Genomic DNA, 21,722 nt, shown 5'->3' on the forward strand with positions numbered 1-21,722 from the left:
GTCACGAGCGTGTCCCCAGCCAGCGCAGCGCAGCACCCAGCGTCACTTCGATGTCCTCGCTCCATGAGCACACTTCCAGCCACGACAGGTAGCCGTTCTGGGTGAAGACCAGCACCTCACCGGGGCACTCCCCGGCCTCGGTGACGAGTTGCGCTTCGGCCGCGACGACCGTGCCGGGGCCCGTGGGCGCGGGCGCCACCTTGCTGGTGTCGAGTTCGAAGTAGGCCGTACCGCACCCGCATGTACAGCGTTCTCGCACGCTGAGGTGTGGGACCTGCTCGCGGAGCGCGGCATGAAGCGGGCCTTCGGCGTTCAGGACTGCCGCGAGTACGTCGGAGACGTCGGCAGGCAGGCTTGCGGTCATCCCGTCACCGTATCTGACCAGCCGCTTTCGACGATCCGATCACCGACCGGGCTCAGCGGACCGGGAAGCCGAAAGCGTAGCCCTGGTCCTTCAGCCACGGCAGGATCCGGCGCAGCGCCTCGACGGTCTGGGAGCGGTCGCCTCCCGCGTCGTGGAAAAGGAGTGTCGGGCCGTTGGGCAGCTCCCGTTCGACCGTGGCGACGATGGCGTCCGTGCCGGGGCGTTCGAAGTCCTTGGTGTCGACGTTCCAGCCGAGCGGCCGCATGCCCCGGGAGGCGGCGAGGGAGCGGCTGTAGGGGGTGAAGGCGCCTCCGGGGGCGCGGTAGTACATCGGCCGTACGCCCCCGGACGCCTCGGTGATCATGCGTTCGGCGTCGAGTATCTGCTTCGACTGGTACGACTGGGATTCCTTGTCCATGGCCGTGTCGTGCGACACCGAGTGGTCGCACAGCCGGTGTCCGGCCGCGACGACCTTCTTCACGAGGTCCGGGTGGGCCTGCGCCTGCGTTCCCACCATGCAGAACGTGGCCTTCACCCCGTACTCCCGCAGCACATCCAGGACTTGAGGGGTCCACACGGGGTCGGGGCCGTCGTCGATGGTGATGTTGACTCCGCGCTCGCCCTTGTCCGAGGCGTGTGCGATGGTCACGTCGACCGGCTTGACGTCACCGGCCGGCTTGGCCGACGCGGCCGACTCGGGAGACGTGCCGCCGACGGCACCGGCCTGCGCGGTCCACACCGAGGCGCCGGCCGCCAGTACCGTCACGCCGAGCGCCGCCCCGACCATCTTGCCGTACCAGCCACGTCCGCCGCCGTGCCGCGCCATGTCCGCCCCGCCTTCGCGTAGTTCCTCGCCGATCCCCGGTCACCTTGCGACCACCAGGCAGGACGAGGGCCGGCGACGAGAGGATCCGCCCGTTACAGATCACGGACAATTCCGGGGGAGTTCGCGGACAACTCGGCAGGTGGCGGTCGGTGCTCCCCTGCCGTGACTCAGGGTGGCGTGCCTGCCAGCCACGTCCTCTCCCGTCAGAATCCCGGCGTCGGCAGCAAGCTCGGCCACCACGGAGGTGTGCCGTTCGGGCAGGCCGGGGTGGGGTCGCCCCAGAAGGTTGATGTGGCGCACCAGAGCACCGTCAGGAGCGTTGCCGTGAGGGCGACGGCGTGGATGAGGCGGGGGCGGGTTCTGAGCAGGGCGCCTGTCGCCAGCCAGGTCAGGAGGAGGATCGTCCAGAGGGCCGGGATGAAGAGGAGGGTCAGGAAGGAGCCGTTGGCCGCGTTGTTCACGCCCACGTCGCAGGTGGTCCAGGATCTGCCCAGGAGGAGGGCGGTGAGCAGCGAGAGGGTCAGGGACACCGCCGCGCCCAGACCGCCGTGGAGTCTGCGCCGGTCGTCGCTCTCCGTCGTCATCTCTGCACCGCCTCCGCGATCTGCTCTGCGGCCTCGGCCGGCGTGAGGTGTGTCGTGTCGATGACCTCGGCCTCCTTGTGCAGCCAGGTGCGGGACGCCTCCGCGTACGGCTCGAGGTGGTTGAGGCGGAAGCGGGACGGGCCCATGACGGTGTCTCCCTCGATGCGGGCCCGGAGGGTCTGTTGGTCGGCGTGGAGGACGAAGTGGTGGATCGGGATGGCGTGTTGGGCCAGGCCCGTGCTGATCTCGCGCCAGTACTGCTCCACCAGGACCGTCATGGGCATCACCAGGGTGCCGCCCGTGTACTCGAGGACGCAGCGGGCGGTTTCCACGACGAGGGGGCGCCAGGGCGGCCAGTGCTGGAAGTTGTCCGTCTGCGGCAGGCCCGGCTCGATGTCCATCAGGGTCTCGCCGACCTTCTCGGCGTCGAAGACACGTGAGTCCGGGAGCAACTGCTGCACGAGCTTGCTGGTGGTCGTCTTGCCTGCGCCGTGGGTGCCGTTGAGCCATACGATCATGGATCAAGACCTTAGACGTCGTTGCTCGTGGTGCGGGGTCGCTGCGCGTGCGGGAAGGCTGTTGCGGACAGCGTCTTCGCGGCGCGGCGTACGGCGTTCTCCCAGGCCCGGACCTCTTCGGGGGACATGAAGTCGAGCTGGTACTCCAGGCCCACGGCCGCCACGAACGTCCGCTCAGGGTCTGTCACCGCCTCGATCCCCTGCCAGACCCGGGCCGCGGCCTCCTTCGGCGACAGGACACCGGCGGACAACTGTGTCGCCATGTGGTGCAGGAGGCAGCGTTCAGCGGTCTCGTAGTCCGGGATCTGGATCCCGAGTTCTTCCATGGTGTGCCCGAAGAGCTCGCGGATGTCTGCCGGGTGCTCGTGCCGTGAACGTCCGGCCAGGCCACGCAGTGAAGGGGAGTCGTGGCCGGCAGCCAGGAGGTGGGCTGCCACCATGGGCAGGTCTTCCACGCGGATGAGGCTCGCCGCGTACTTCCAGGCGAGGGTGGCGGGCTGGTCCATGAGCGAATCCTGACCGAGGGGAACGCCTCTGACCAGTGAGTTATTCGATGCGTGGTCAGCGCAAGGGCGGCAGGTCGGCTCGTACGCGGTGCGGGCCGATCAGGTACGCGGCGTGCGGGCCCACGTAGAAGCGGTCGTGGCGGCCGTGGAGGATGTCGTCGGAGGTGACCAGTACGGCGCCCGCGTCGTCGGGGTCGGCGGCGAGGGTGAGGAGGGCGTCGCGCAGGGCGGTCGCCTCCGGGGTGTCGAGGTGGAGGTCGAACACGTCGAAGAAGCGGATCTGGCGGAAGGCGCGGCCCGGGACCTTCAACGGCCCTTCCAGGACGTGCCGTACGTGGGCGAAGCGCAGGTGTGCGATGTCCGTGGTCAGTTCGGGGTGGCCGATCTCGGTGAGTTCCTCGGCCAGTTCGCGGCGCATCGCCTCCAGGGCGGTCTCGCGGTCGCGTTCCGCGTCGAGCCAGCGTGCGAAGCGCGGGAGTGCCCGGGCGGGCAGGAAGCCGCGCAGGTCGCTGCGCATCCGCTGGTCCACGCGGCCGTCCTCGCGGAAGCCGAGCCGGTCCAGGTCGGGGCGGGCCGTGGGGTGGTACTTGAGCACGCCGCCGAGCGGGCCGTAGGAGTCGGGGCGGTAGGGCGAGTGGACGAGGAGGTGACGGTCGTCGTCCTGGATCCGCAGCAACGAGGCGACGGAGACGCGGACTTCGCGGCGGGGCCGCAGGGCGACCGCGAGGAGGGACAGGCGGCGTCGGTTGCGCCACAGGGTGGCGGCGAGCCAGCTCAGCAGTGCGACGAGCAGGCCCGTCCAGATCGCTTCCAGCATGCGTGTACCCGCCCCCCACGAGTGCTTTCGATGCGAGACTACCGGCACGCGAGCGTGCTGGGGGGCGAGTGGTGGAAGTGCGCTTCATGCCCGGCTGCGGGGTCGACGACGGCGAACGGGCCGAGATCGAGTGGGTCCTCAGCCGGATCGCCGTGGGCGAGGGCCCGGGGCGCCTGGTGCCGCCCGTGCACCGGGTGGAGGTCGTCCGGCTGATCACCGGCGGCCGTAGCGGGGCGCAGGTCCTGGAGGTCCGCGTCCAGCGCGGGGCGCCGGAGGTCACGGAGTGGCACGTCGCGAAACTCCAGGACGCCTCGGCCGCCCGCGCCGAATGGACGGCGTACCAGGCGTACATGGCACCGCTGGAGACCCCCTATCGCACGTCCGTCAGCGCGGTGAGCGAGACCGTGCTCGGCGCGGGCGCACCACTGCCGGGCGATCGTGAGGTCGTCGTCTACCAGCACGTCAGCCAGCGGATCGGGGAGCCCGGCCGGCCCTTGGTGACGCTGGAGCAGCTCGCCGAGCAGGCCCTGGACGGCTCCGGCACCGGCCTGCACAGCGCCCGGACGGCCGTACGACGGCTGCTGCGGCAGCTCGGCGGCACCCTCTACCTCTCCGCCGCCCCCGACTCCCGGATCTCCCTGCGCTGGCTCAACCCCACCCTCGGACCTGACCTGTTGGTGGAAGCCGAGGAGGAGGGCGGAGCGCGAGCGGTGCGCGTCTATCCCGCCGATCTGCTCGCCGCCTCCTGCGCTGCGGACGACGACACGCGCGATCCGCGGTTCCGTGCCGGGGAACGGATCGCCGTGGAGGTGTCCTCGATCGCGGCGGACGACGACGGTGTGCTGCTGGCCCGTCCCTCGTCGGACACCCGTATCGAGGTGTGCGCCGGGCCCCGGGGCGAACTGCCGCACCACGCGGGCGCGGCGAACGGCGGTCGGCTGTTGCACGCCACGGTGGTGGCCACCCGCACCGAACGGTACGGGCGGCTCTGCCACGACCTGCTCGGGGACGCGCTCGTCCTGGAGAACTCCGTTGCCAGACTGGACGGTTGCGCGTTCGGGCATCCGTTCGCCCGGTTGCGGTCCCTTCTCGGTGATCCGGTGGAGGGCTGGGTCTCGTCGCCCGCTCACGGCGATCTCAACCCCCGCAATGTGCTGGTGGCCGACGATCAGCCCTATCTGATCGACCACGCGCGTGCCGCCGACCGGCAGCCGCACATGGGCGATCCGGCCTGGCTGGAGATGAACCTGCTGCGCAATGTCGTCGCCCCGCGACTCGGTTGGGGTGAACTCGTGCGGCTCCAGAGGGCGTTGGCGGTCCACTGTCGGCTCGGGCCCTCGACGGACGATCCGCTCGCGGTGAGCGGCGCCGATGCGTGGCCGCTGGACGGCGAGTCCGCGCAATTCGTCGCCGCCTTCCGGCTGTTGTGGCAGGTGCGGGCCACCGCCCGTGGCATCTACCCGGAGCAGGGGCGCCGTCCCTGGTGGCGGGAGTACCTGGCCCAGCTCACCCTGGCGGCCTGCCGGACCCTGAAGTGGCCCGCCGAGGCCCACGACCGGTTCAGCGCGGGCGCGGCACTGGTGGCCGCGGGCGTGGCCGGTGAGTTCCTCGCCGATGACCGGGAGAGCGGGAAGCGGGCCGCCTTCGGCTTATGGCCGGCCGTCGAACTGCGGTCGGTGGCAGCGTGGTTGCTCCCGCGGCTCGATCCGGGCCTGGGCGACGAACTGGCGCTGCTGCTCGATCTGGTCGCGGCCCTCGCCGCGCTCCCGGCGCTCGCCGACAGCGGCACCGGCACCGCCGACCCGCTCGCCACCGTCATCGAACAGGCCCGGGAGAAGGCCGTGCGCGCGCTGTGCGACACCGCCGTCGAACGGCGGCTGCGCACCCTGCGGCGCGGGCGGTCGCCGTACATCGCCCTGCGGGCCTCCACGGGCGACGGCACCCGGGAGGGCAGCGCGCTGCGGCTGCTGGCCGAGGAGCAGGCGGCCGTCCTCGTGGGCAGCGCGGGCGCCGGCAAGTCGACCGTGCTGCGCGAGCTGGAGTACGGCTACGCCTTGGCCGTCACCCATGAGTCCACGCCGCTCGAACTGGCCGTACGCATGCCGCTGTTGCTCTCCGCGGCCGACATCGCCCGCGCCTGGCGCCCCACCCTGCGGCACGACGAGTTGCTGGCCCTGACCTGTCCCGGCGCGGAACCGGGGGACGCGGCCACCTACGGGGCGCTCCTCGCCCTCGACGGCGTCCATGTGCTGGTCGACGGGCTGGACGAGGTCTCCGAGCAGGCCAGGACGACCGTGTCCCTGTGGCTGGAGCGGCTCCGCGCCGACCATCCCGCCGTCCGGTTGAGCGTCTGTCATCGCACCTCGGCCTACCACGCGGCGCCCGCCGAGATTCTGCGTCTGCCGACGGTGGTTCTGCATCCGGTCACCCGTGAACAGGCCCGCCTCTACACGGGCGGACGGCTCGCGGGCCTGCTGTTCGACGACGAGGGCGACGCCGACACGGACGGCGGAGCGGGTGCTCCGGCAGGCCTGCGCCGGCTGATGGGCACTCCCCTGTTCCTGTGGATGGCCGTCGAGGCGCAGACGTCCCTGGACCCGCCGCCGCGGTCCGTCGGCGAGTTGTTCGCCGCCTTCACCACCTGGTACCTCACCGAACGGCATCACGAGGACGACGACACCGCTGACAGCCGCTTCCGGTACGGCCTAAGGGACAAGCTGCCGCTGCTGGAAGCCGTCGGCGAGCATCTGACGGAGAGCGGCAACCTCGCCCGCGTCCCGCTGAGCGTGCTCGGCCCTCGTCTGGAACAGGTGCGCCCGGACTGGCGGGAGGTGCTCGACGAGGTGATCGCCTCCGAGTTCCTCACCGAGGAGCATGGATCGGTGGGCTTCTTCCACGAGTTGTTCCGGAGCTACTTCGCGGCGCGGGTGCTCGCCCGGTCGGCGGCCACAGACCCGGACGGGCTGGTGCGCAGGACCCTGCGCTTCGAGTGGCAGGAGGCGGCCCGCATGCTGGTCGGCCTCCCGACGGACGACCGGAGCGGCGTCAACCGTCTTCTGGAGACGGCGGCTTCGGCGGATCCGCGCTACGGCGCCTGGCTGCTGCGTCACTGTCTGGCCCCGCCGCCCGGCCTGATCCGGGAGTTCGTCGCACGCCGGAAGGAGACGCTGGAGGCTCCCGGCGCGGGGCGCACGGCCTGGCAGCGGGCGGCCACCGCGCTGGCCGTGCTGCGCAGGGAGCCCGCCTGGTCGGTCCTGGCCGACATCGCCGCGGGGCCCGACCACCCGGACGGCGCCCGGGTCGCCGCCCTGCGCGCCATGACCGATCCGCTGAGCCGTGACAGCGCCGCCGCCCGCCGCGACGGCGACCGCGGTCCCGCCGATCTCGTCGCGCTGCGGCAGGCCGTGGACGCCGTCCTCGGCGCACCGGATCCCGCGCCGACCGAGGTGGAGGTGGCCGCGCTGCGGGCGATCGGGCGGGCGAGGCTCATGTCCCTCAGCGGGTACGCGGGCGAGCGCGTCGAGGCCGACGCGCCCTGGTCACTCGTCCGGGAGGCGTGCGCGGCCCTGGCCGCCCTGGACATCGTCCTGACACCACGTCAGCAGACCAGCCGTGAAGCCGCCTGCGCAAAGCGGCTGCGCGCGGCCGACGCCGAGGCGGACGGCACCTCGGTCGCCGCCGAGAGCACCGCGCTGGTGCGGGAGCGGGCCGAACTGCTCGCCGTACTCGGGCAGTCACGTCGTCCGTCGATGCTGGACCTGCTGCTGGAGCACCGATTCATGCCCGGCCTCGCCGATCTCCCCGGCTGGTCCGGGCTGTTGAACGGTCCCGCGCGCGCCCGGCTCGCCGCCGACCCCGAGGATCCCGCGGCCTCCCTTCTCCTCTCGGAGGACGGGAACCGGTCGGAGGCGCTGCGGGTCTTCGCCGAGGGCGACGAACTGTCGGCGGTGGCCGCCGCGCACCGGATGCTGTCCGATCCGTCGGGGCCGCCCTGGGATCTGCTGGAGCTGATCTCGGCCGAATCGTCCGACCGGCGGCTGCTGGCGGCCGCCACCGCCATGGGCGGCCTCGGCCCGGGGTCTCTCGTCCTGGCACGGCGGATCATCCGCAGGATCACCGCCGCGCCGGGGCCCGACCGGCTGGACGTGCTGGCCGCCCTGGTCACCGCGGTCGGCCGCCATTCACGGCACGGGCGGATCCGACTGGCCCACACGACCGCCCAAGCGCTGGAACGGCACGGGGTGCGGCAGGCCATGCACGGCTCCTGGGCCCGGACCTTCTACGAGTCCGAGATCGACGACGACGTCCTCACCCAGTTGCTGGAGCGACCCGAGGACGACTTCCTGGAGGAAGCCCTCCGCTTCATGGGCGCGATCGACTTCCTGCTCACGGCCGGCGGCCGCCCGGACGGTCTGACGCTCTCGCCCGGCGCACGTCGACGACTGCTGAGCCGACTCCCCCACGACGCCGAGGAGTTCGGCGCGCCTGAGGACGTGCTGCGGCGGGTGCTGGCCGTGTCGTACGCGGGGCTGCGGGGAGCCTCGGGGTTCGTCGAGGCCGTCGCGGGTTCGCCGGTGGCGGCCGCGACGCCGGTGCGCTACGTGCACTCCGGGCACGGCGTTCTCGAGGTGGCGCTGTCCGCCCATGCCATCACCGCCGTGGGCTGGTTCGGGCGGCTGGCGGCCGAGCGGCAGGACCAGCGGGCCATGCGGGAGGCACAGACATGGCTTCAGCACCTGGACGTCGTGGACGGTCATCCCAGCCTGGAGCGGGCGCGGTTGGTGGGGCTCGGGCTGCTGGGCGTCTGGCGGCCACTGCTGCTCGGGCTCGTACCGGGCGACCCGGTGCTGCACGAGGCCGCCGCGAACGTCGTACTGGACTGGCTGCCGGCGCCGTACCCCACCGACACGCCGACCGATCACGCGAGCGTGGCCCGGTGGATCGGGCAGCGCCTGACGGCGGGGAGGGTGACCGATCCGGAGGTGCGGGAGGTACTGTCCACCCTCGTGACCGCGCTGGGGCAGCGCCTGGGGAGCTACGTCCACGATCCGATGCCTGACCTCGGGGGGCCGCAATGAGCGAACTGCCCGGCTTCCCCCGGCAAGGTGACGTCCCTCGGCGGGACGGGCCGACGCGGCCGCCCCTGTCCGACACCGCGCGGGTGCGTGCGGCGCTGCTCAAGCTGCTGGCGGACGATCCGTCCGTCGTGCGCACCACGCACGTCTGGCTGGACGACCTGGAGCAGGTACTGCAACGGCCCCTGCCGGTCGGCGGGGACGTGTCGGGGCCCGAGGCGCTGCGGACCGTCGTCGACACCTGTCTGACCGAGCCGTTCGGCCTGCGCACGCTGGAGCAGGCGGTGACCGCCACGGCGGGAAGCCCCGAGACGGCACGCGCACTGGCACAACTCGCCGACGAATGGCAGGCGTTGGAGCTGCTTCCCGCTGCCGACTGGAGTGCCCTGCGCGCCCTCCTCGGCGACCTGGAGTCCCCCGCGCTCCCGGCTCTGGGCCGACAGGCCGCAGGGGGCCGTATCGACGGACTGCCCGGTCACTGCACCACGGCATGGTCGGCGTTCCTGTATCTGCTGGGCCTCAACGTGCCGGCGTCCGGTCTGCCGCCCGCCGCCGAGTTCCTGCTCCTGCTCGCCGGGGACGACCGGTTCCTTCGCGCGCACGGCGCACAGGGGACCCGTGTCCTCGGTTCCTGGCTGGACAGTTGGGCGCGGGCCTGGTCGCTGGAGGAGGAGCTGGAGCGCGCCAGGCACTCGGCACACCAGGTGGACGGGGCACGCTCGGAACGGCTGCTGATGGTGCAACTGGCCCCCGATATGCTGGAGTCCGACAGGTACACGCTGTCGCGATGGGTGGGATCGGGGCACGACCTGGTGCCGGGCGACGAGCAGTCGGTCACCGCCGACGAGGTCGCGTCCACGGTGGCGGACGTGATCGCGGACGAGGTGCGGGCGGCCGCCTCGCCGGAGGCTTTCACCGCCGTCGAACTCATCCTTCCGCTCGCGCTGCTCAATCTTCCGGCCGACCTGATGCGGCGGGACGACATCGCCGGGATCGGTATGCGCGACCGGCCGGTGGTCGTCCGGAGCCTGGAACGGCTGCGTAACCGCGCGTCGCACCGGCTATGGATGGAGCGTTGGAATCGGCTCAGCGCCTCCGAAGCCACCTCGTCGGTGCGCTGGAACCGCCTGGACGAGGGCGTCGAGAGCTACCAGCTCTACGGGGCGCTGATGTCGGACGCCGGGCTGGTGGGATGCGTGCTGAGCACGCCGCCGGGCGCCGGAAGCCCGCGCGGCCAGCGGGAGGCCCGGGCCGCCCTGCAACTCGGCTTCCCCATCCTGCTCTGGGACATCGAGGACTGTTCACGTCCCGACTTCCGTGCCGCGGCCGAGGAGTTGCTGTCGCCGGGCCGGCTCGCCGACCTGCCCGACCGGCTTCTCGATCTGCGCCGACGGTCCCCGGCGGGCGCACGACTGGTCCTGCTGTGGGACGACCCCTACCGGCAGCCGGTGTGGAGCGGGCTGTGAGCGGGGAGGCCGAGGCGGCACCTGCCGACACTGAGGGACCCGCCGACACGGAGGGACCCGCCGCCCGTTCCTGGGTGATGGTCCGCGCCCTGGAGCGCCCACCCTGGCCGCGCCCCAACGCAACCGCCGTGGGGCCGCTCAGCGAACGGCAGATCATGCGGGCCCTGCACGCGCTGCTGGACGGCACCCCCTCGGACACGGTCGAGGACCAGGCGTTCCTGGCCGAGGAGCGCCACCACCGGGGCACCGGACCGGCGGGCCGCTGGGAGATGACCGTCGCGGTCGACAACGCGCTGTCCATGGAGGTCTGGCAACCGGTCGTGCGGGGCCTGGTCGAGTTGCTGATCCGGCTGGGGCTGTGCCGTCAGGAACGGGTCGTCGAGTTCGACAGCGACGGACCGCAGCCCTCCGCGGTCGCTCCGGAGCGCGTCCCGCCCGGACCGCTCCTGGTCCTCACCGACGGCATCGCGTCCGCCTGGCAGCTCGGGGCCCTGGACGCTCCCCTGCACGCCCTCGGCCAGAGCCACTCCGTCGCGGTGATCCACCTCGTGCACGACCGGCTGTGGCCGAGCACGGGGATCCGGCCCGAGCCCCTCACCCTGCTGCCCACGGGCGCCGACGGGGCGCCGTCCCGTCTGACCGGCTGGGAGGACACGCGCCCCGGGGTGTTCCCGGTACCCGTTCTCGCTCTGCGGGAGGACCATCTCAAGCAGTGGGCCGACTTCCTGACCGGGGGTGCGAACGGCTGGATACGGCTGCCGGCGGTGCTGGTCCCCCGCGACCCGGCGGACATGGCTCCCGCCGCGCCTCAGGACGGCCCCGCGTCGGCCGCCGACCTGCTCGCGGTGTTCGAGAACGCGGGCACGGAGTGGGCGCTGCGACTGGCCCGCGCCCTGGCCGCCGTACCGCTGAACCTGCCGGTGATGCACCGCGTGCAGTCCCGGCTGATCCCCGGTTCCGCGCCGCATCTGCTGTCGGAACTGATCATCGCCGGGCTGCTGGTGCCGGTGGTGGACCGGGAGTCCATACGCCGGCACGACCGGGTCACCTTCGACTTCCCGGACGGTGTAAGGGAGTTGCTGCTCTCCTCGGCCACCCGCGCCGACACCGTACGGCTCTTCGAGGACGCCGTGCGTTTCCTGGACCGGGACCTCGGGGTCGTCGGTCTGCGGGGGTGGGACAACCTGACGACGGCTGTCCCTCGGGCCCCGGATCCTCCCACGCCGGAGTCGGCGGCGTTCCACCGGGTCCGCGCGGCGGTCCTGAGCGCCGTGTCGGGACCGTACCGTCCGCGGCCCGGCGAACCGGGGCGGTGAAGTCCACCGACGAATACCGCAGTTCCGCCGATCGTGGCGCGAATCTTCGCCAGGATGGGCACACGAGGTGAGTGCCACAGCGTACGTGCCACAGCACCGTCCGGCCGCAGCTCGGCCGGCGAGAGGGGGAACCGCGTGACCACTGATGTCTCCGACTACGGGCCCGCGAGTCCGTCCGACCCGGACTGGGGGATCTACCGGGGCACGGGGGTGCCCCGGCCGGACGGGATCGACGACCTCCCGCCCCCTCCCCCGTGGCGCACCTTCAACGGCGGTCCCGCGCACCCCGGCCCGCCCGAGGACGCGGACGAGATCCGGCGACGCCTCGGGACCTTCTCGCCGACGGCGCCGACCGACAAGGAGCAACTGGACGTCATCAACGCGGCGTTGTGTCTGCGCCGCCCGCTGCTGGTCACGGGACGGCCCGGTTCCGGCAAGTCCACACTGCCGTACCGGATCGCCCACGAGCTGGGCCTGGGACGGGTCCTGTACTGGCCCGTCACCAGCCGTACGACGCTCCAGGACGGGCTGTACTCCTACGACGCGATCGGCCGCGTGCAGGCCACGGCGACCTGGCGGGCCATGATCGGTGTGCCGGGCAGCACGATGACTTCCGAGGGTGCGGGAGAGGCCCCGTCGGTCGGTGACTTCCTCAGTCTCGGTCCGCTGGGCACCGCTCTCTTGCCGTACGAACGGCCTAGGGTCCTGCTCGTCGACGAGTTGGACAAGAGCGACATCGATCTGCCCAACGACCTGCTGAGCGTGCTGGAGGAGGGAACGTTCGAGATACCCGAACTGGTGCGGTCCGAGGCCAGGTCACCGTATGTGGAGGTGCACACCGACGACCCCGACATCAGGGTGTCCGTGCAGGGTGGGCGGGTGCGCTGCCGGGCCTTTCCGATCGTGGTCATCACGAGCAACGGGGAGCGGGAGTTCCCCGCGGCCTTCCTGCGCCGGTGTCTGCGTCTGGACATTCCGCAGCCCGGCGTCGAGGAGTTGGCGGCGATGGTGGCCGCGCACTTCTCGCCCGAGGTGGCGGAGAGAGCCCGTGACGTCATCGCGCAGTTCCACGAACGAAGCTCCAGGTCGGGCGGGTTGGCCGCCGATCAACTCCTCAACGCCGTCCATCTGATGACCTCCGGGGACCACCCCGCACAGGGCGAGCAGTGGGACCACCTGATGGCCGCCGTGTGGCGGCGCCTGTCCGACTACTGACCCGGGAACGGGGCTGTCGTCTCGGACCGTTCACCGTCGGCCGGGGTTCCGGTGGTGATGTGGGACGTGGCGATGCTCTTGGACGATCCGGATGGATCGAGCCGGGAAGAGACCGAAGACGGACGAGACCGAGGACGGGGGGACACGAGCGATGACGCGGCAACGGCCCGAGCCCTCCGGCGATCTGACGGCCATGGAGATCGCCGAGGCGATGTGGCTGGCGAGCGTGATCAGCCGGCGGGGCGGTGCGCTGGATGGCCCGCCCGACCCCGGTCCGCGCCCGACGGACGTTCCCCCCGACTCCCGGGAGTCCATGCCGTCGCCATCCGCCGACCCCGTCCCGGCGCCCCCGGACGCCGCCGAGGTGCGGCTGCCCGACCGTTCGGCGCCGGCTGTCGGCGCGCCCGACCGCGTCGGCACCGAAAGCGCCACGTCCCGGCAACCACGGCCGGCCGGGCACTCCTCGGAGGACGCCCCCGCGCCCGGCGGACGGTCCGGCCGCCTGCCCGCGCTGTCCAACCCCTTGGCCCTCGCCCGCGCCCTGCGGCCGCTGCGGACCCACACCGCCGAGAGCCGCACTCGTCTCTTCGACGAGGCCGCCACCGCCCGGCGGGCCGCCGAGGACGACTTCTGGCTGCCCGTGTTCCGGAGGGCCCGCAGCCGCCCCTGGGACGAGGCGACGCTGATCGTCGACGACAGCCCGACGATGAGCCTGTGGACCCGGACCGGCGCCGAGTTCGCCGAACTGCTGGCGCGTATCGACGCGTTCGCGACCGTACGGACGCTCAGGCTCGACACCACGAGCGGTGCCGACGATCGCCCGCCCGTGCTGCGCAACCGGGCCGACGAGGTCTCGCCCCGGTCCCTGGGCGGCCCGGGCCGGCGCAGTGTCGTCCTGGTCCTGACCGACGGCATCGGCGCGGCCTGGCGTACGGGGACGGCGCCGGCGCTGCTGCGCGATCTGGCCCGTACGCACACGACCGCGGTCGTGCAGGTGCTGCCCGAGCGAGCGTGGGCGTTGTCGGGGATCACGGCCCGGTCGGTACCGCTGCGCCTGGCGGCGGCCGGGCCCGGCAACACCGGACTTCTCGTGTCCCGGCCGTCGGACGAGGACGCGTTCGACGAATTGGCTTTTGAAGAGGAGGGATGGGGATGGGGCGCGGAGGGGCCGGCGGAGCCGCTGGTGCCCGTCCTGGGGCTTCGCCCCGGTTTCCTGGGTCAGTGGTCGCGGTTGGCGGTCGGGCGGCGCACGTCCGAGCCGTTGAAGCTGCCTGTGATGCTCGACGGCGACAGCGGCTCCGAGGGGTCCGGGGCGGCGGCAAGGGCAGCCGCCCCGAATGCCGAGGACATGGTTCGCCGAGCGCGTGCCCGTCTGTCGCGGACCGCGTTCGACGGTGCCGTCCGGCTGGCCGCGCTGCCGCTGTCCGAAGCCGTCGTGCACCGACTGCCGCCCCTGCTGGACCCGGGGTTCGAGCTGGAGCACCTCGGCGAGCTGCTCGCTTCCAAGCTGTTGCTCATGGAGCCCGCGGGCGTCGAGGGCGGCTTCGCCTTCGATCCCGGCGTCCGTGAGGAGTTGCTCGCGCACGGCAATCGCGCGGACACGTTCCGGGCTCTGCGCATGGCGCGCCCGATCGTCACCGACCAGGTGCAGCACGAGTTCCTGACATATCAACTGCGGGTGTTCCGGGGCGAGGACGCGACACCGCCGGTCGTGACCGAGGCCGATCGTGCGCACGTGATGCTGTCGACCTCGGTGCTGCGGGCTGTGTCGGGACCGCCCGCGGCTGCCGGGATTCGTGCGGTGCCTTACGACGAGGCGGTGGTCCAACAGCCGGTGCCTGTAGCGGCCGTGGCCACGGCGGAGGCCGTCACGCTGTCCACAGTCGGCCGGTCGCGCCGCCCCTCCAGCATCTGGTACGGCCTACCGCTGCGGAATGTGCACTTCTCCGGCCGCGAACATGAACTCGCAGCCCTGGAGCAGCGGTTGATGCCGGACGGCCCCATGTCGGCCGTCGACGCGTTGCTCGGCATGGGAGGCATCGGCAAATCTCAGCTCGCCATTGAGTACGTGTACCTGCACAGCCACGCCTACGACGTCGTCTGCTGGATACCCTCGGATCAACCGGCACGCATCAGGGCCGCCTTTCAGGAGATCGCCCAACTGCTCGGGCTCCCGCTCTCCTCCGACGCCCCCGCGAACGAGGCCGTGCCCGCCGTCCTGGAGGCTCTGCGCGCCGGGGACCTGTGGCAGCGGTGGCTGCTCGTCTTCGACAACGCCGAGTCGGTGGGGGAGGTACAGCCGTTCTTCCCGCTCAGTGGCCCGGGCCGGGTTCTCGTCACCTCCCGGAACAGCCAATGGGCGCATGTGGCACGGACGTTGGAAGTGGATGTGTTTTCCCGGCAGGAGAGCCGCAGCCTGCTGCGTCGACGCGGCGAGCACATCACTGACGACCACGCCGACCGCCTGGCGGAGGCCCTCGGGGACCTGCCGCTCGCGCTGGAGCAGGCGTCCGTCTGGCTGCTCGACACCGGTATGCCGGTGCCCGAGTACCTTCACCTGTTTCAGGAGAAGCACGACGAGTTGCTGTCCGTGAGCCCCATCCAGCACTACGACATGCCCGTGGCCGCCGCCTGGAACATCGCCCTGGACCGGCTTCGTGAGGAGTCGCCGCTCGCGCTGCGCATCCTTCAGGTCTGCTCCCAGCTCGCTTCGGCACCGGTGCCCCGGAGTCTGTTCCTGGCCGCCGGTGGGGAGCATGCGGGCCCGGACGCGCTTCCGGCGACCGACCCCATTCGGCTGGGCCGGGCGGTCAGGGCGCTCAACCGGTACAGCCTCGCCCGGATCGACCATCGCGCCGACTCCGTCCAGGTCCACCGTTTGGTGGGCATCGCGGTGACCCACCGCATGCCCCCGGCCGAGCGCCACGACATACGCCGTACCGCCTGGCGACTGCTGGCCGCCCAGCCGCCGGGCGCGCACCTGACCGACCATCTGATCGCCTCGGGAGCCGCGGCGGCCACCGAGGAGTCGGTACGGTCCGCCGTACGCGCCCAGTTGGAATGGCTCGCGTCCAACGGAGCGACGGAGGACGAGCGGCGGCTGTCCCGCGAGGTGTACGGCACCGGCGGCCCATAGGGACGCCGTTATTCCTCAGCGATAAGTCGTGGAACACGAGATCTTGGTTTCCATGACCGCAGAACCGTCGAACCCGGGAAGACCACACCACATGAACGCCTCGCCGTCCTCAGCAGTCCAGATCGGTGCCCTCGTTCCCCTCACCCGGCCCGGCTGGGTCGAGGCGGGACGGCATCTGCTCGCCGGACTGGAGTTGGCCGTCCGCGACGTCAACGACGGCGGAGGGATCGACGGAAGACCGCTCGAGTTGCTGGTCCGGGACACCGCCGCCGACCCGGGCAAGGCCGCGGCGGCCGTGACGGAGCTGGCCGGTCTGGGAGTTGTCGCGTTGGCCGGGGAGTATCACAGCGTCGTCGCTCGTGCCGCTGCCGCCGAGGCCGATGCGCTGGGGCTGCCGTTCCTGTGCTCGTCGGCGGTACTCGACGGGCTCACCGAGAAGCCGACCGGCTGGGTCGCGCGCCTGCCCCCGGCGCAGTCGCACGGCTGGCGGATCTACGCGGACTTCCTTCTCGGTGCGGGCCACCGCCACATCGCCGTCGTGACGCAACCCAGCGTGTACTGGGCGTCGGGGACCCGCATCCTTCGGGACCACCTCGTTCCCCACGGCGGCAGGGTGACCGAACTCGACGCGGGTGCCCTCGACCCCGCGGCCGTGTGCAACGCACTCGTCGACAGCGGCGCGACCGCGCTCCTCCTCCTGGTCGGCCTTCCGGAGCCGGCCGTGTCGATCGTCGAGGCCGTCCGTGGCGACCGGCGTCTCGCGGACGTGCTGATCGGTGCCCCGGCCGGGCAGCCGGAGTTCGCCGAGTGGGCGGCGGCGCTGGGTGACGACGGTGTTGGTGTGCCGTTCCTGCGCTATCTGCCGGAGGGTCTCGGTCCGCTCGGGACGCGAGTCGAGGCGGCTCTGCGCGAGCGACTCGCCGCAGCGCCCTCGTTCGTGGCGTTCGAGGGGTACGACACGGTCGCCGTCCTCGCCGACATCGTGCGCGCCCAAGGACCGGACCGGGCGCGCATCGCCGCATCCTGGCCGACCGTCTCCGTCGAGGGCACCCGGGGACGGATCCGGTTCTCCCGGCCGCCCGGCAGCAGCGTCTGGCAGTGGGCCTGGGCACCGACACAGGTCGTGGACCGCGACCCGGCCCACCCCGACCGCTTCCGCGTGCGCCACGCCACCTGAAAACGGGCTGCGACCTGGGCGGATCACGGCGACAATCGTCCGGTGAAACTCCCCCGGCGTCGTGACCGCACCCTTGAAGAACTCGAAGGCGACCGCTGGCCGGCTCCCCCGGCCGACACCACCCGGCTCATCGCCACCGCGCACGCCCTGCGCCAGCGGCCGGTCGGCGAACTGACCGCCGAGGATCTGCGCTTGCTGATCGGGCAGGACGTGGGGCTGCCGCACCTCCTGCCCCTCGCCGTGGACGTCCTTCGGGTCGACCCGATGGCCGAGGGGGACGTGTACGAGGGTGCTCTGCTGTGTGCGGTCCTCACCAGGGACCCGGCGGTCTGGGCCGATCTTCCCGAACTCCACGCGGAGTTGCGCTCCATCGTCGCCCACCTGGGCTACCTGCGCGCCGATGTCCAACAGAAGGTGCGCGACTTTCTGGCCGCGTAGGGCAGCATCGGCGCATGCTCATCGTCTTCGGCGGACTGCCCGGTACCGGTAAGACCACGCTGGCGCGGCTGCTGGCCGCGCGGGTGGGCGGTGTTCATCTGCGGATCGACACGATCGAGCAGGCGATCGTCCGTTCCGGGCCGGCGCGGCAGCCGCTCGGGCCGGTCGGATACGTGGTGGGGTACGCCCTGGCGGAGGAGCATCTCCGCCAGGGGCTCACCGTGATCGCGGAATCCGTCAACCCGTTGGCCGTCACCCGCGATGCCTGGCGGGACGTCGGCGTCGGGGCTGGCGTCCCCGTCGTCGAGGTCGAAGTGATCTGCTCGGATCCCGCCGAGCACCGGCGGCGCGTGACCTCGCGCTCCGTCGACATCCCCGGCCTGGTGCTGCCCGACTGGCAGCAGGTGCTCAGCCGCGACTACGCGTCCTGGGATCGCGAGCATGTCGTGGTCGACACGGCGGGGCAGAAGCCGGAGGAGTCCCTCGCCTCGCTGATGCGGCGTCTCGGTGAGGCAGAGGTCACCGGCCTTCCAGCCGGTTGTCCTCGATCTCCCCTCCCCTAGCCCGCAGCACCGTGTCGCCGTCCGCCATGTTCGCCCTGTTGCCGCTGATCGTGCCCCGGCGGGTGGCGCGGAGCCGGAAGCGTGCCGGGCGGCCGCCGGTCAGCCGGTTGCGGGCGACCCGGCCGCCGGATGCCGTCTCGATCTGAAACGTCGCATCCGCTCCCGCGTCGGATCCGGTGGCGCGGACCGTGACCGCCACTAGGCCGCCCACCAGCACGGCGAAGCCGATGCCGAGGCCCCAACTCCACTTCTCCGTGAGGAGGTTCGTCACGTAGCCCACGGCCACGCTCAGCAGGACCGTCAGCGCCGCCAACCACTTGGTGCTCATCTCAACCACCCGCTGATCTCTGTAGGAGCGTCTGGTACCGGTGCAGGTCGCCCCGGTGGTGGAGCAGGGAGACGTCGATCGACGCGGCGCAGGCGCGCGCCCGTGCCGTCCGTCCCATCTCCTCGTACGTCAGGGCCAGTTCGAGTCGCGCCACGGTGGCGAGGCCGAGCACCCCACCGCCCTCGGCCACGGCGCACGCCCGGGTCAGGAGGACCGTGCCCTCCTCGGCCGCCCCCATGCCCGTACGGGCGAGGCCGGTCACCAGGAGGGCGCGGGCCTCGGAGAACACGTCGCCGCATCCTTCGTCGGACAGGACGGCGCGTGCTTCCACCGCCAAGGCGTACGACTCCTCGAAGCGCTCCCGTTCCCGCGCCACGTCGGCCAGGCACAACAGGGTGTCGACGCGCAGGAGTTCGACGTTCTCCAGCGCGTCCAGGCCGCCCCGTACCTCGGTGGCGAGGATGGCGGCGCGATCGTGGTCGCCGGTGAGTGCGGCGGTCTCGGCGAGACCGAGCAGGGCGCGCAGCCTGTGCTCCTCGCCGACGTCACGGCCCAGCGCCAGCATGCGCCGGTACGCCGATTCGGCGGCGGTCGTGTCTCCCCGAATCTGCGCGAGGTGTCCGAGGGAGCCGAGGGCGTCGATCTGCCCCATCACGAAGTCGGCCTCGTCGCAGAGGCGCAGCGCCGAGAGCAACTGGGTCTCGCCCGTCTCCAGGTCCCAGGCGAGCACCGCGTCGCGGCCCAGGCCGATGCGTCCCAGCAGCTCCCCGGTGAGGTACTCGGTCTCGCTGCCGAGTTTCACGGCGCGCGCGTGCGCCTCCCGGGCCCGCTCCAGGGAGGTCCGCGCCCACATGTCCCCCAGGACGGTCCACACGTCGCACTGCCAGGCGGGGACGCCCGCCGCCTCGAACAGGTCCAGGGCCGCCCGGTAGTGCGCCTCGGCGTCGGTGTCGTGGCCGTGGGCGCGGGCCACGTGTCCCAGCCCGTACCGCACCTCCGCGAGGCCCTCCAGGTCGCCGCAGGGCTCGGCCGCCTCCAGCGCGCGCCGGTAGGCCCGTTCCGCCTCGCCCCAGCGGCTCAGGTCGGAGACAGCCCTGGCCAGGGCGCAGCAGGCGGCGGCCACACCGCGCCGGTCCGCGACCCGCTCGTACAGCTCCAGTGCCCGGCGCAGGGGGTCCTCGGCCTCGGCGGGGTTGCTGCGCTCGCGCAGGGTGGTGCCGATGCCGCACCACGCCTCCGCCTCGCCGTGCGGGTCGCCGAGGCCGCGGGACAGGTCGAGGGCGGTGCGGTGGGCGTCGAGCGCGGTGTCGAACTCGCCCCGGTCGAAGGCCACATGGCCGACGCCGTTCCACGCCTCGGCCCGCAGACCCGCGTCCTCCGCCGCGAGCGCCGTACGGAAGTGTTCCTCGGCGCGGGTGACCCTGCCCGCGGCGTGGTGGATCCTGGCCAGGCCGCAGTGGGCCCCGGCGATGCCCCCGGGTATGCCCAGCGTCTCGCTCAGCCGCAGTGCCGTGCGATGGGCGTGCTCCGCCTCCGGCGCGGACCCCGTGTCGAGCAGGACGCGCCCCAGGCCGTTCCACACGTCCGCCTGCGCGCCGGGACCGCCGACGTGCTCGATCACCGGGGTGAGCCGCCGGTACGTCTCCAGGGCCAGGGGCAGGTCCCCGCCGCACTCGGCCGTCGCGGCGAGGCGGGCCAGCGACGGGGCCACGCTGTCGTCGTCCGGCCGGTCGGCCAGTGCCTCGGCGTACGTCTCCGCCGCCTCGTCGAAGTACTGGAGGACGTCGGCTGTTTCGGCCAGAGGAAGCAGCAGCCGGCCCCGGGCCGTGGCCTCGCAGACGCGCAGCGCCCGCCGGAGCAGAGGGTGCGCTCGGACGTATCGCTGCTGCCGCCAGGCGATGAGACCGGCGACCGACGCGGCGGCGGCCGTCACGGACGGCAGGGACCGCTCCACCTGGTCCGCCACGTCGTCCGTCAGGGCCACCTCGGCGAGTTGGAGCGCCGGTCCCCACTCCCCCGCCTCGTACGCCGCGTCGAGCCGGGCACGCCACTCCTCCTCGGTGCGGCGGTCGCCCGTGGCGAACCGGTGGTGGCTCTCCTCGAGGAGGTCCCCGGCCTGCGCGTAGTACGCGGCCGCCCGCTCGTGGCAGGCGAGCAGACCGGCGGGATCCTCCTCCCGGAACGCGGTGAGCAGTGCGGTGCGCACCAGGGGGTGCAGGACCCAGTGCGTGCCGCCGCCCGCGCGTCGGTAGCGGCGGACGAAGGAGTGGCGGGGAAACCGGCGGTCCCAGCCGCGGGGCGGCCGCCGCGGGCCCAGGACCGCGCGTACGGCGCCGGTGCGGACGTTCCTGAGCACGGCGGCGGCCCGCAGGACCGTGCGGTAGCCGTCCGGGAGGCTCGCCTCGAAGGCGCGCGGGAGCCACTGTTCCACGGGGGCGGTGCGGGCCCGCTCCAGGATCCAGGCGGTGGTCACGTCGGCCGTCGCGCCTCTGCGGTTCGCCGCGTCGGCGACCGCGGCGACCCAGACGGGGACACCCCGGCAGGAGCGGTGCACGGCCTCGGCCACCTTCGGGGAGTCGATCCCGCACGACGCCAGGAACGCAGCGGTCTCGCGTAAGTGCCAGGAGCGCAGGGTCACTTCGCGTACGGCGGTGGTGTCGTCCAGGGGCAGTTCCTCCCGGGTGGCCAGCACGAAGCGGAGCCCGGGTGCGGCGCGGAGGAGGCCGGGGAGGAGCACGGTGCCGAACCAGTTGGCGGCGCCTGCCTCGGCGGGGCGGTCCTCCGGGGCGGGTGTGTCGAGGAAGCGCAGCCACTCGCAGCCGTCGATCATCACGATCCGGACGTCCTGCCCCACACCTCTCCGCCCCACGCGTCCCCGCGCCGCGCGGATCAGCGCCTCGGCCACCGCCGCGCGGTCCAGCGGCGGGCGCGAGGCGTCGACCGTGATGCGGTTGCCGGTCACGGATCCGCCGCGGGTCGCTCGCAGGACGATCCGCACCACGCTGTCCCTGGGCACCAGGCCGGCCGCGCGCCGGAAGCGCCGCAGCCTCCACCGGCCCGTCCGCCGCCCCGAGATGAGCGCTTTCGCGAGGCCGTCGGCGAGTTGCCGGTCGAGTTGGCTCGCCGGGAGCTGCGCGTCCATCGCCCCGGCCAGGTCGATCGACGTCACCGGACACGTCAACTCGCCGCTCATGTGCCGCAGCAGCCGGGACTTGCCGAGTCCCGAGACCCCCCGGACCACGACCACGGCGGGCCCCGCGCCCGGCAACTGAAGGGCGCGTACGGCCTCTTCCGCCTCCCGTCGGTGCCGATATCGTCCTACGTCGCCATACAGCACGGCTCACCCCCGTCCGCCCGTCTCGCGACGGAGCGTACCCACTGGTGGCCCCGACC

General features: G+C 72.5%; 16 protein-coding genes. 8 read left to right on the forward strand and 8 right to left on the reverse strand.

Annotated elements, in window-relative coordinates:
• Nucleotide 1: 1 nt before the first annotated feature.
• From G6W55_RS00140 to G6W55_RS00165, 6 genes are all read right to left on the reverse strand, one after another.
• Nucleotides 2–364 (reverse strand): hypothetical protein, encoded by a 363-nt coding sequence (locus tag G6W55_RS00140; RefSeq protein WP_175518657.1) that lies wholly within the window; start codon nucleotides 362–364, stop codon nucleotides 2–4.
• Between the two features lie 52 nt (nucleotides 365–416).
• Complete coding sequence (locus tag G6W55_RS00145) at nucleotides 417–1,190, reverse strand: polysaccharide deacetylase family protein (RefSeq protein WP_175518658.1); 774 nt, start codon at nucleotides 1,188–1,190, stop codon at nucleotides 417–419.
• Between the two features lie 203 nt (nucleotides 1,191–1,393).
• Nucleotides 1,394–1,774: a hypothetical protein gene (locus G6W55_RS00150; protein ID WP_175518659.1), complete on the reverse strand. Its 381-nt coding sequence runs from the start codon at nucleotides 1,772–1,774 to the stop codon at nucleotides 1,394–1,396.
• Entirely contained in the window at nucleotides 1,771–2,292 is a 522-nt protein-coding gene (locus tag G6W55_RS00155; protein ID WP_175518660.1) for an AAA family ATPase, read from the reverse strand. Before G6W55_RS00155 ends, G6W55_RS00150 begins: the two co-directional genes overlap by 4 nt.
• Nucleotides 2,293–2,303: 11 nt before the next feature.
• Nucleotides 2,304–2,798 (reverse strand): hypothetical protein, encoded by a 495-nt coding sequence (locus G6W55_RS00160; RefSeq protein ID WP_175518661.1) that lies wholly within the window; start codon nucleotides 2,796–2,798, stop codon nucleotides 2,304–2,306.
• A gap of 55 nt (nucleotides 2,799–2,853) precedes the next feature.
• Complete coding sequence (locus G6W55_RS00165) at nucleotides 2,854–3,615, reverse strand: hypothetical protein (protein WP_175518662.1); 762 nt, start codon at nucleotides 3,613–3,615, stop codon at nucleotides 2,854–2,856.
• A gap of 71 nt (nucleotides 3,616–3,686) precedes the next feature.
• On the opposite strand from G6W55_RS00165, the gene G6W55_RS00170 reads away from it, so the two are divergent.
• The 8 genes from G6W55_RS00170 to G6W55_RS00205 all read left to right on the forward strand — a co-directional run bounded on the left by G6W55_RS00170 (nucleotide 3,687) and on the right by G6W55_RS00205 (nucleotide 18,001).
• Entirely contained in the window at nucleotides 3,687–8,693 is a 5,007-nt protein-coding gene (locus tag G6W55_RS00170; protein ID WP_175518663.1) for a hypothetical protein, read from the forward strand.
• Nucleotides 8,690–10,156, forward strand: coding sequence for a hypothetical protein (locus tag G6W55_RS00175; protein WP_175518664.1), 1,467 nt, complete (start codon nucleotides 8,690–8,692; stop codon nucleotides 10,154–10,156). The genes G6W55_RS00170 and G6W55_RS00175 overlap by 4 nt, the downstream gene beginning before the upstream one ends.
• On the forward strand, nucleotides 10,114–11,472 hold the full coding sequence (locus tag G6W55_RS00180) for an SAV_2336 N-terminal domain-related protein (RefSeq protein ID WP_309243578.1): 1,359 nt from the start codon (nucleotides 10,114–10,116) through the stop codon (nucleotides 11,470–11,472). Before G6W55_RS00175 ends, G6W55_RS00180 begins: the two co-directional genes overlap by 43 nt.
• Before the next feature lie 135 nt (nucleotides 11,473–11,607).
• A complete protein-coding gene (locus tag G6W55_RS00185) occupies nucleotides 11,608–12,687 on the forward strand; it encodes a MoxR family ATPase (protein WP_309243579.1) in 1,080 nt (359 codons plus the stop codon).
• A 151-nt stretch (nucleotides 12,688–12,838) separates the two neighbouring features.
• Complete coding sequence (fxsT, locus tag G6W55_RS00190; protein WP_175518667.1) at nucleotides 12,839–15,823, forward strand: FxSxx-COOH system tetratricopeptide repeat protein; 2,985 nt, start codon at nucleotides 12,839–12,841, stop codon at nucleotides 15,821–15,823.
• 52 nt (nucleotides 15,824–15,875) lie between these two features.
• Nucleotides 15,876–17,000: an ABC transporter substrate-binding protein gene (locus G6W55_RS00195; RefSeq protein ID WP_375372409.1), complete on the forward strand. Its 1,125-nt coding sequence runs from the start codon at nucleotides 15,876–15,878 to the stop codon at nucleotides 16,998–17,000.
• Between the two features lie 42 nt (nucleotides 17,001–17,042).
• Entirely contained in the window at nucleotides 17,043–17,438 is a 396-nt protein-coding gene (locus tag G6W55_RS00200) for a contact-dependent growth inhibition system immunity protein (RefSeq protein ID WP_175518668.1), read from the forward strand.
• A gap of 14 nt (nucleotides 17,439–17,452) precedes the next feature.
• Complete coding sequence (locus G6W55_RS00205) at nucleotides 17,453–18,001, forward strand: AAA family ATPase (protein WP_175518669.1); 549 nt, start codon at nucleotides 17,453–17,455, stop codon at nucleotides 17,999–18,001.
• Here the strand turns inward: G6W55_RS00205 and G6W55_RS00210 are convergent.
• Complete coding sequence (locus tag G6W55_RS00210) at nucleotides 17,958–18,329, reverse strand: hypothetical protein (protein WP_175518670.1); 372 nt, start codon at nucleotides 18,327–18,329, stop codon at nucleotides 17,958–17,960. The two genes, G6W55_RS00205 and G6W55_RS00210, sit on opposite strands and share 44 nt — an antisense overlap.
• A 1-nt stretch (nucleotide 18,330) precedes the next feature.
• Nucleotides 18,331–21,576 carry a tetratricopeptide repeat protein gene (locus tag G6W55_RS00215; RefSeq protein WP_175518671.1) on the reverse strand — a complete coding sequence of 1,082 codons (3,246 nt, stop codon included), beginning with the start codon at nucleotides 21,574–21,576 and terminating at the stop codon, nucleotides 18,331–18,333.
• Between the last annotated feature and the right edge of the window lie 146 nt (nucleotides 21,577–21,722).

It is taken from the genome of Streptomyces sp. CAI-85, assembly GCF_013363615.1.
Taxonomy (GTDB): Bacteria; Actinomycetota; Actinomycetes; order Streptomycetales; family Streptomycetaceae; genus Streptomyces; species Streptomyces antibioticus_B.

What these genes read in the sequence shown, in the direction of transcription:
- G6W55_RS00140 (WP_175518657.1), bottom strand. Translation starts at nt 364, where the DNA reads ATGACCGCAAGCCTGCCTGCCGACGTCTCCGACGTACTCGCGGCAGTC.
- G6W55_RS00145 (WP_175518658.1), bottom strand. Translation starts at nt 1,190, where the DNA reads ATGGCGCGGCACGGCGGCGGACGTGGCTGGTACGGCAAGATGGTCGGG.
- G6W55_RS00150 (WP_175518659.1), bottom strand. Translation starts at nt 1,774, where the DNA reads ATGACGACGGAGAGCGACGACCGGCGCAGACTCCACGGCGGTCTGGGC.
- G6W55_RS00155 (WP_175518660.1), bottom strand. Translation starts at nt 2,292, where the DNA reads ATGATCGTATGGCTCAACGGCACCCACGGCGCAGGCAAGACGACCACC.
- G6W55_RS00160 (WP_175518661.1), bottom strand. Translation starts at nt 2,798, where the DNA reads ATGGACCAGCCCGCCACCCTCGCCTGGAAGTACGCGGCGAGCCTCATC.
- G6W55_RS00165 (WP_175518662.1), bottom strand. Translation starts at nt 3,615, where the DNA reads ATGCTGGAAGCGATCTGGACGGGCCTGCTCGTCGCACTGCTGAGCTGG.
- G6W55_RS00175 (WP_175518664.1), top strand. Translation starts at nt 8,690, where the DNA reads ATGAGCGAACTGCCCGGCTTCCCCCGGCAAGGTGACGTCCCTCGGCGG.
- fxsT (WP_175518667.1), top strand. Translation starts at nt 12,839, where the DNA reads ATGACGCGGCAACGGCCCGAGCCCTCCGGCGATCTGACGGCCATGGAG.
- G6W55_RS00195 (WP_375372409.1), top strand. Translation starts at nt 15,876, where the DNA reads ATGACCGCAGAACCGTCGAACCCGGGAAGACCACACCACATGAACGCC.
- G6W55_RS00205 (WP_175518669.1), top strand. Translation starts at nt 17,453, where the DNA reads ATGCTCATCGTCTTCGGCGGACTGCCCGGTACCGGTAAGACCACGCTG.
- G6W55_RS00210 (WP_175518670.1), bottom strand. Translation starts at nt 18,329, where the DNA reads ATGAGCACCAAGTGGTTGGCGGCGCTGACGGTCCTGCTGAGCGTGGCC.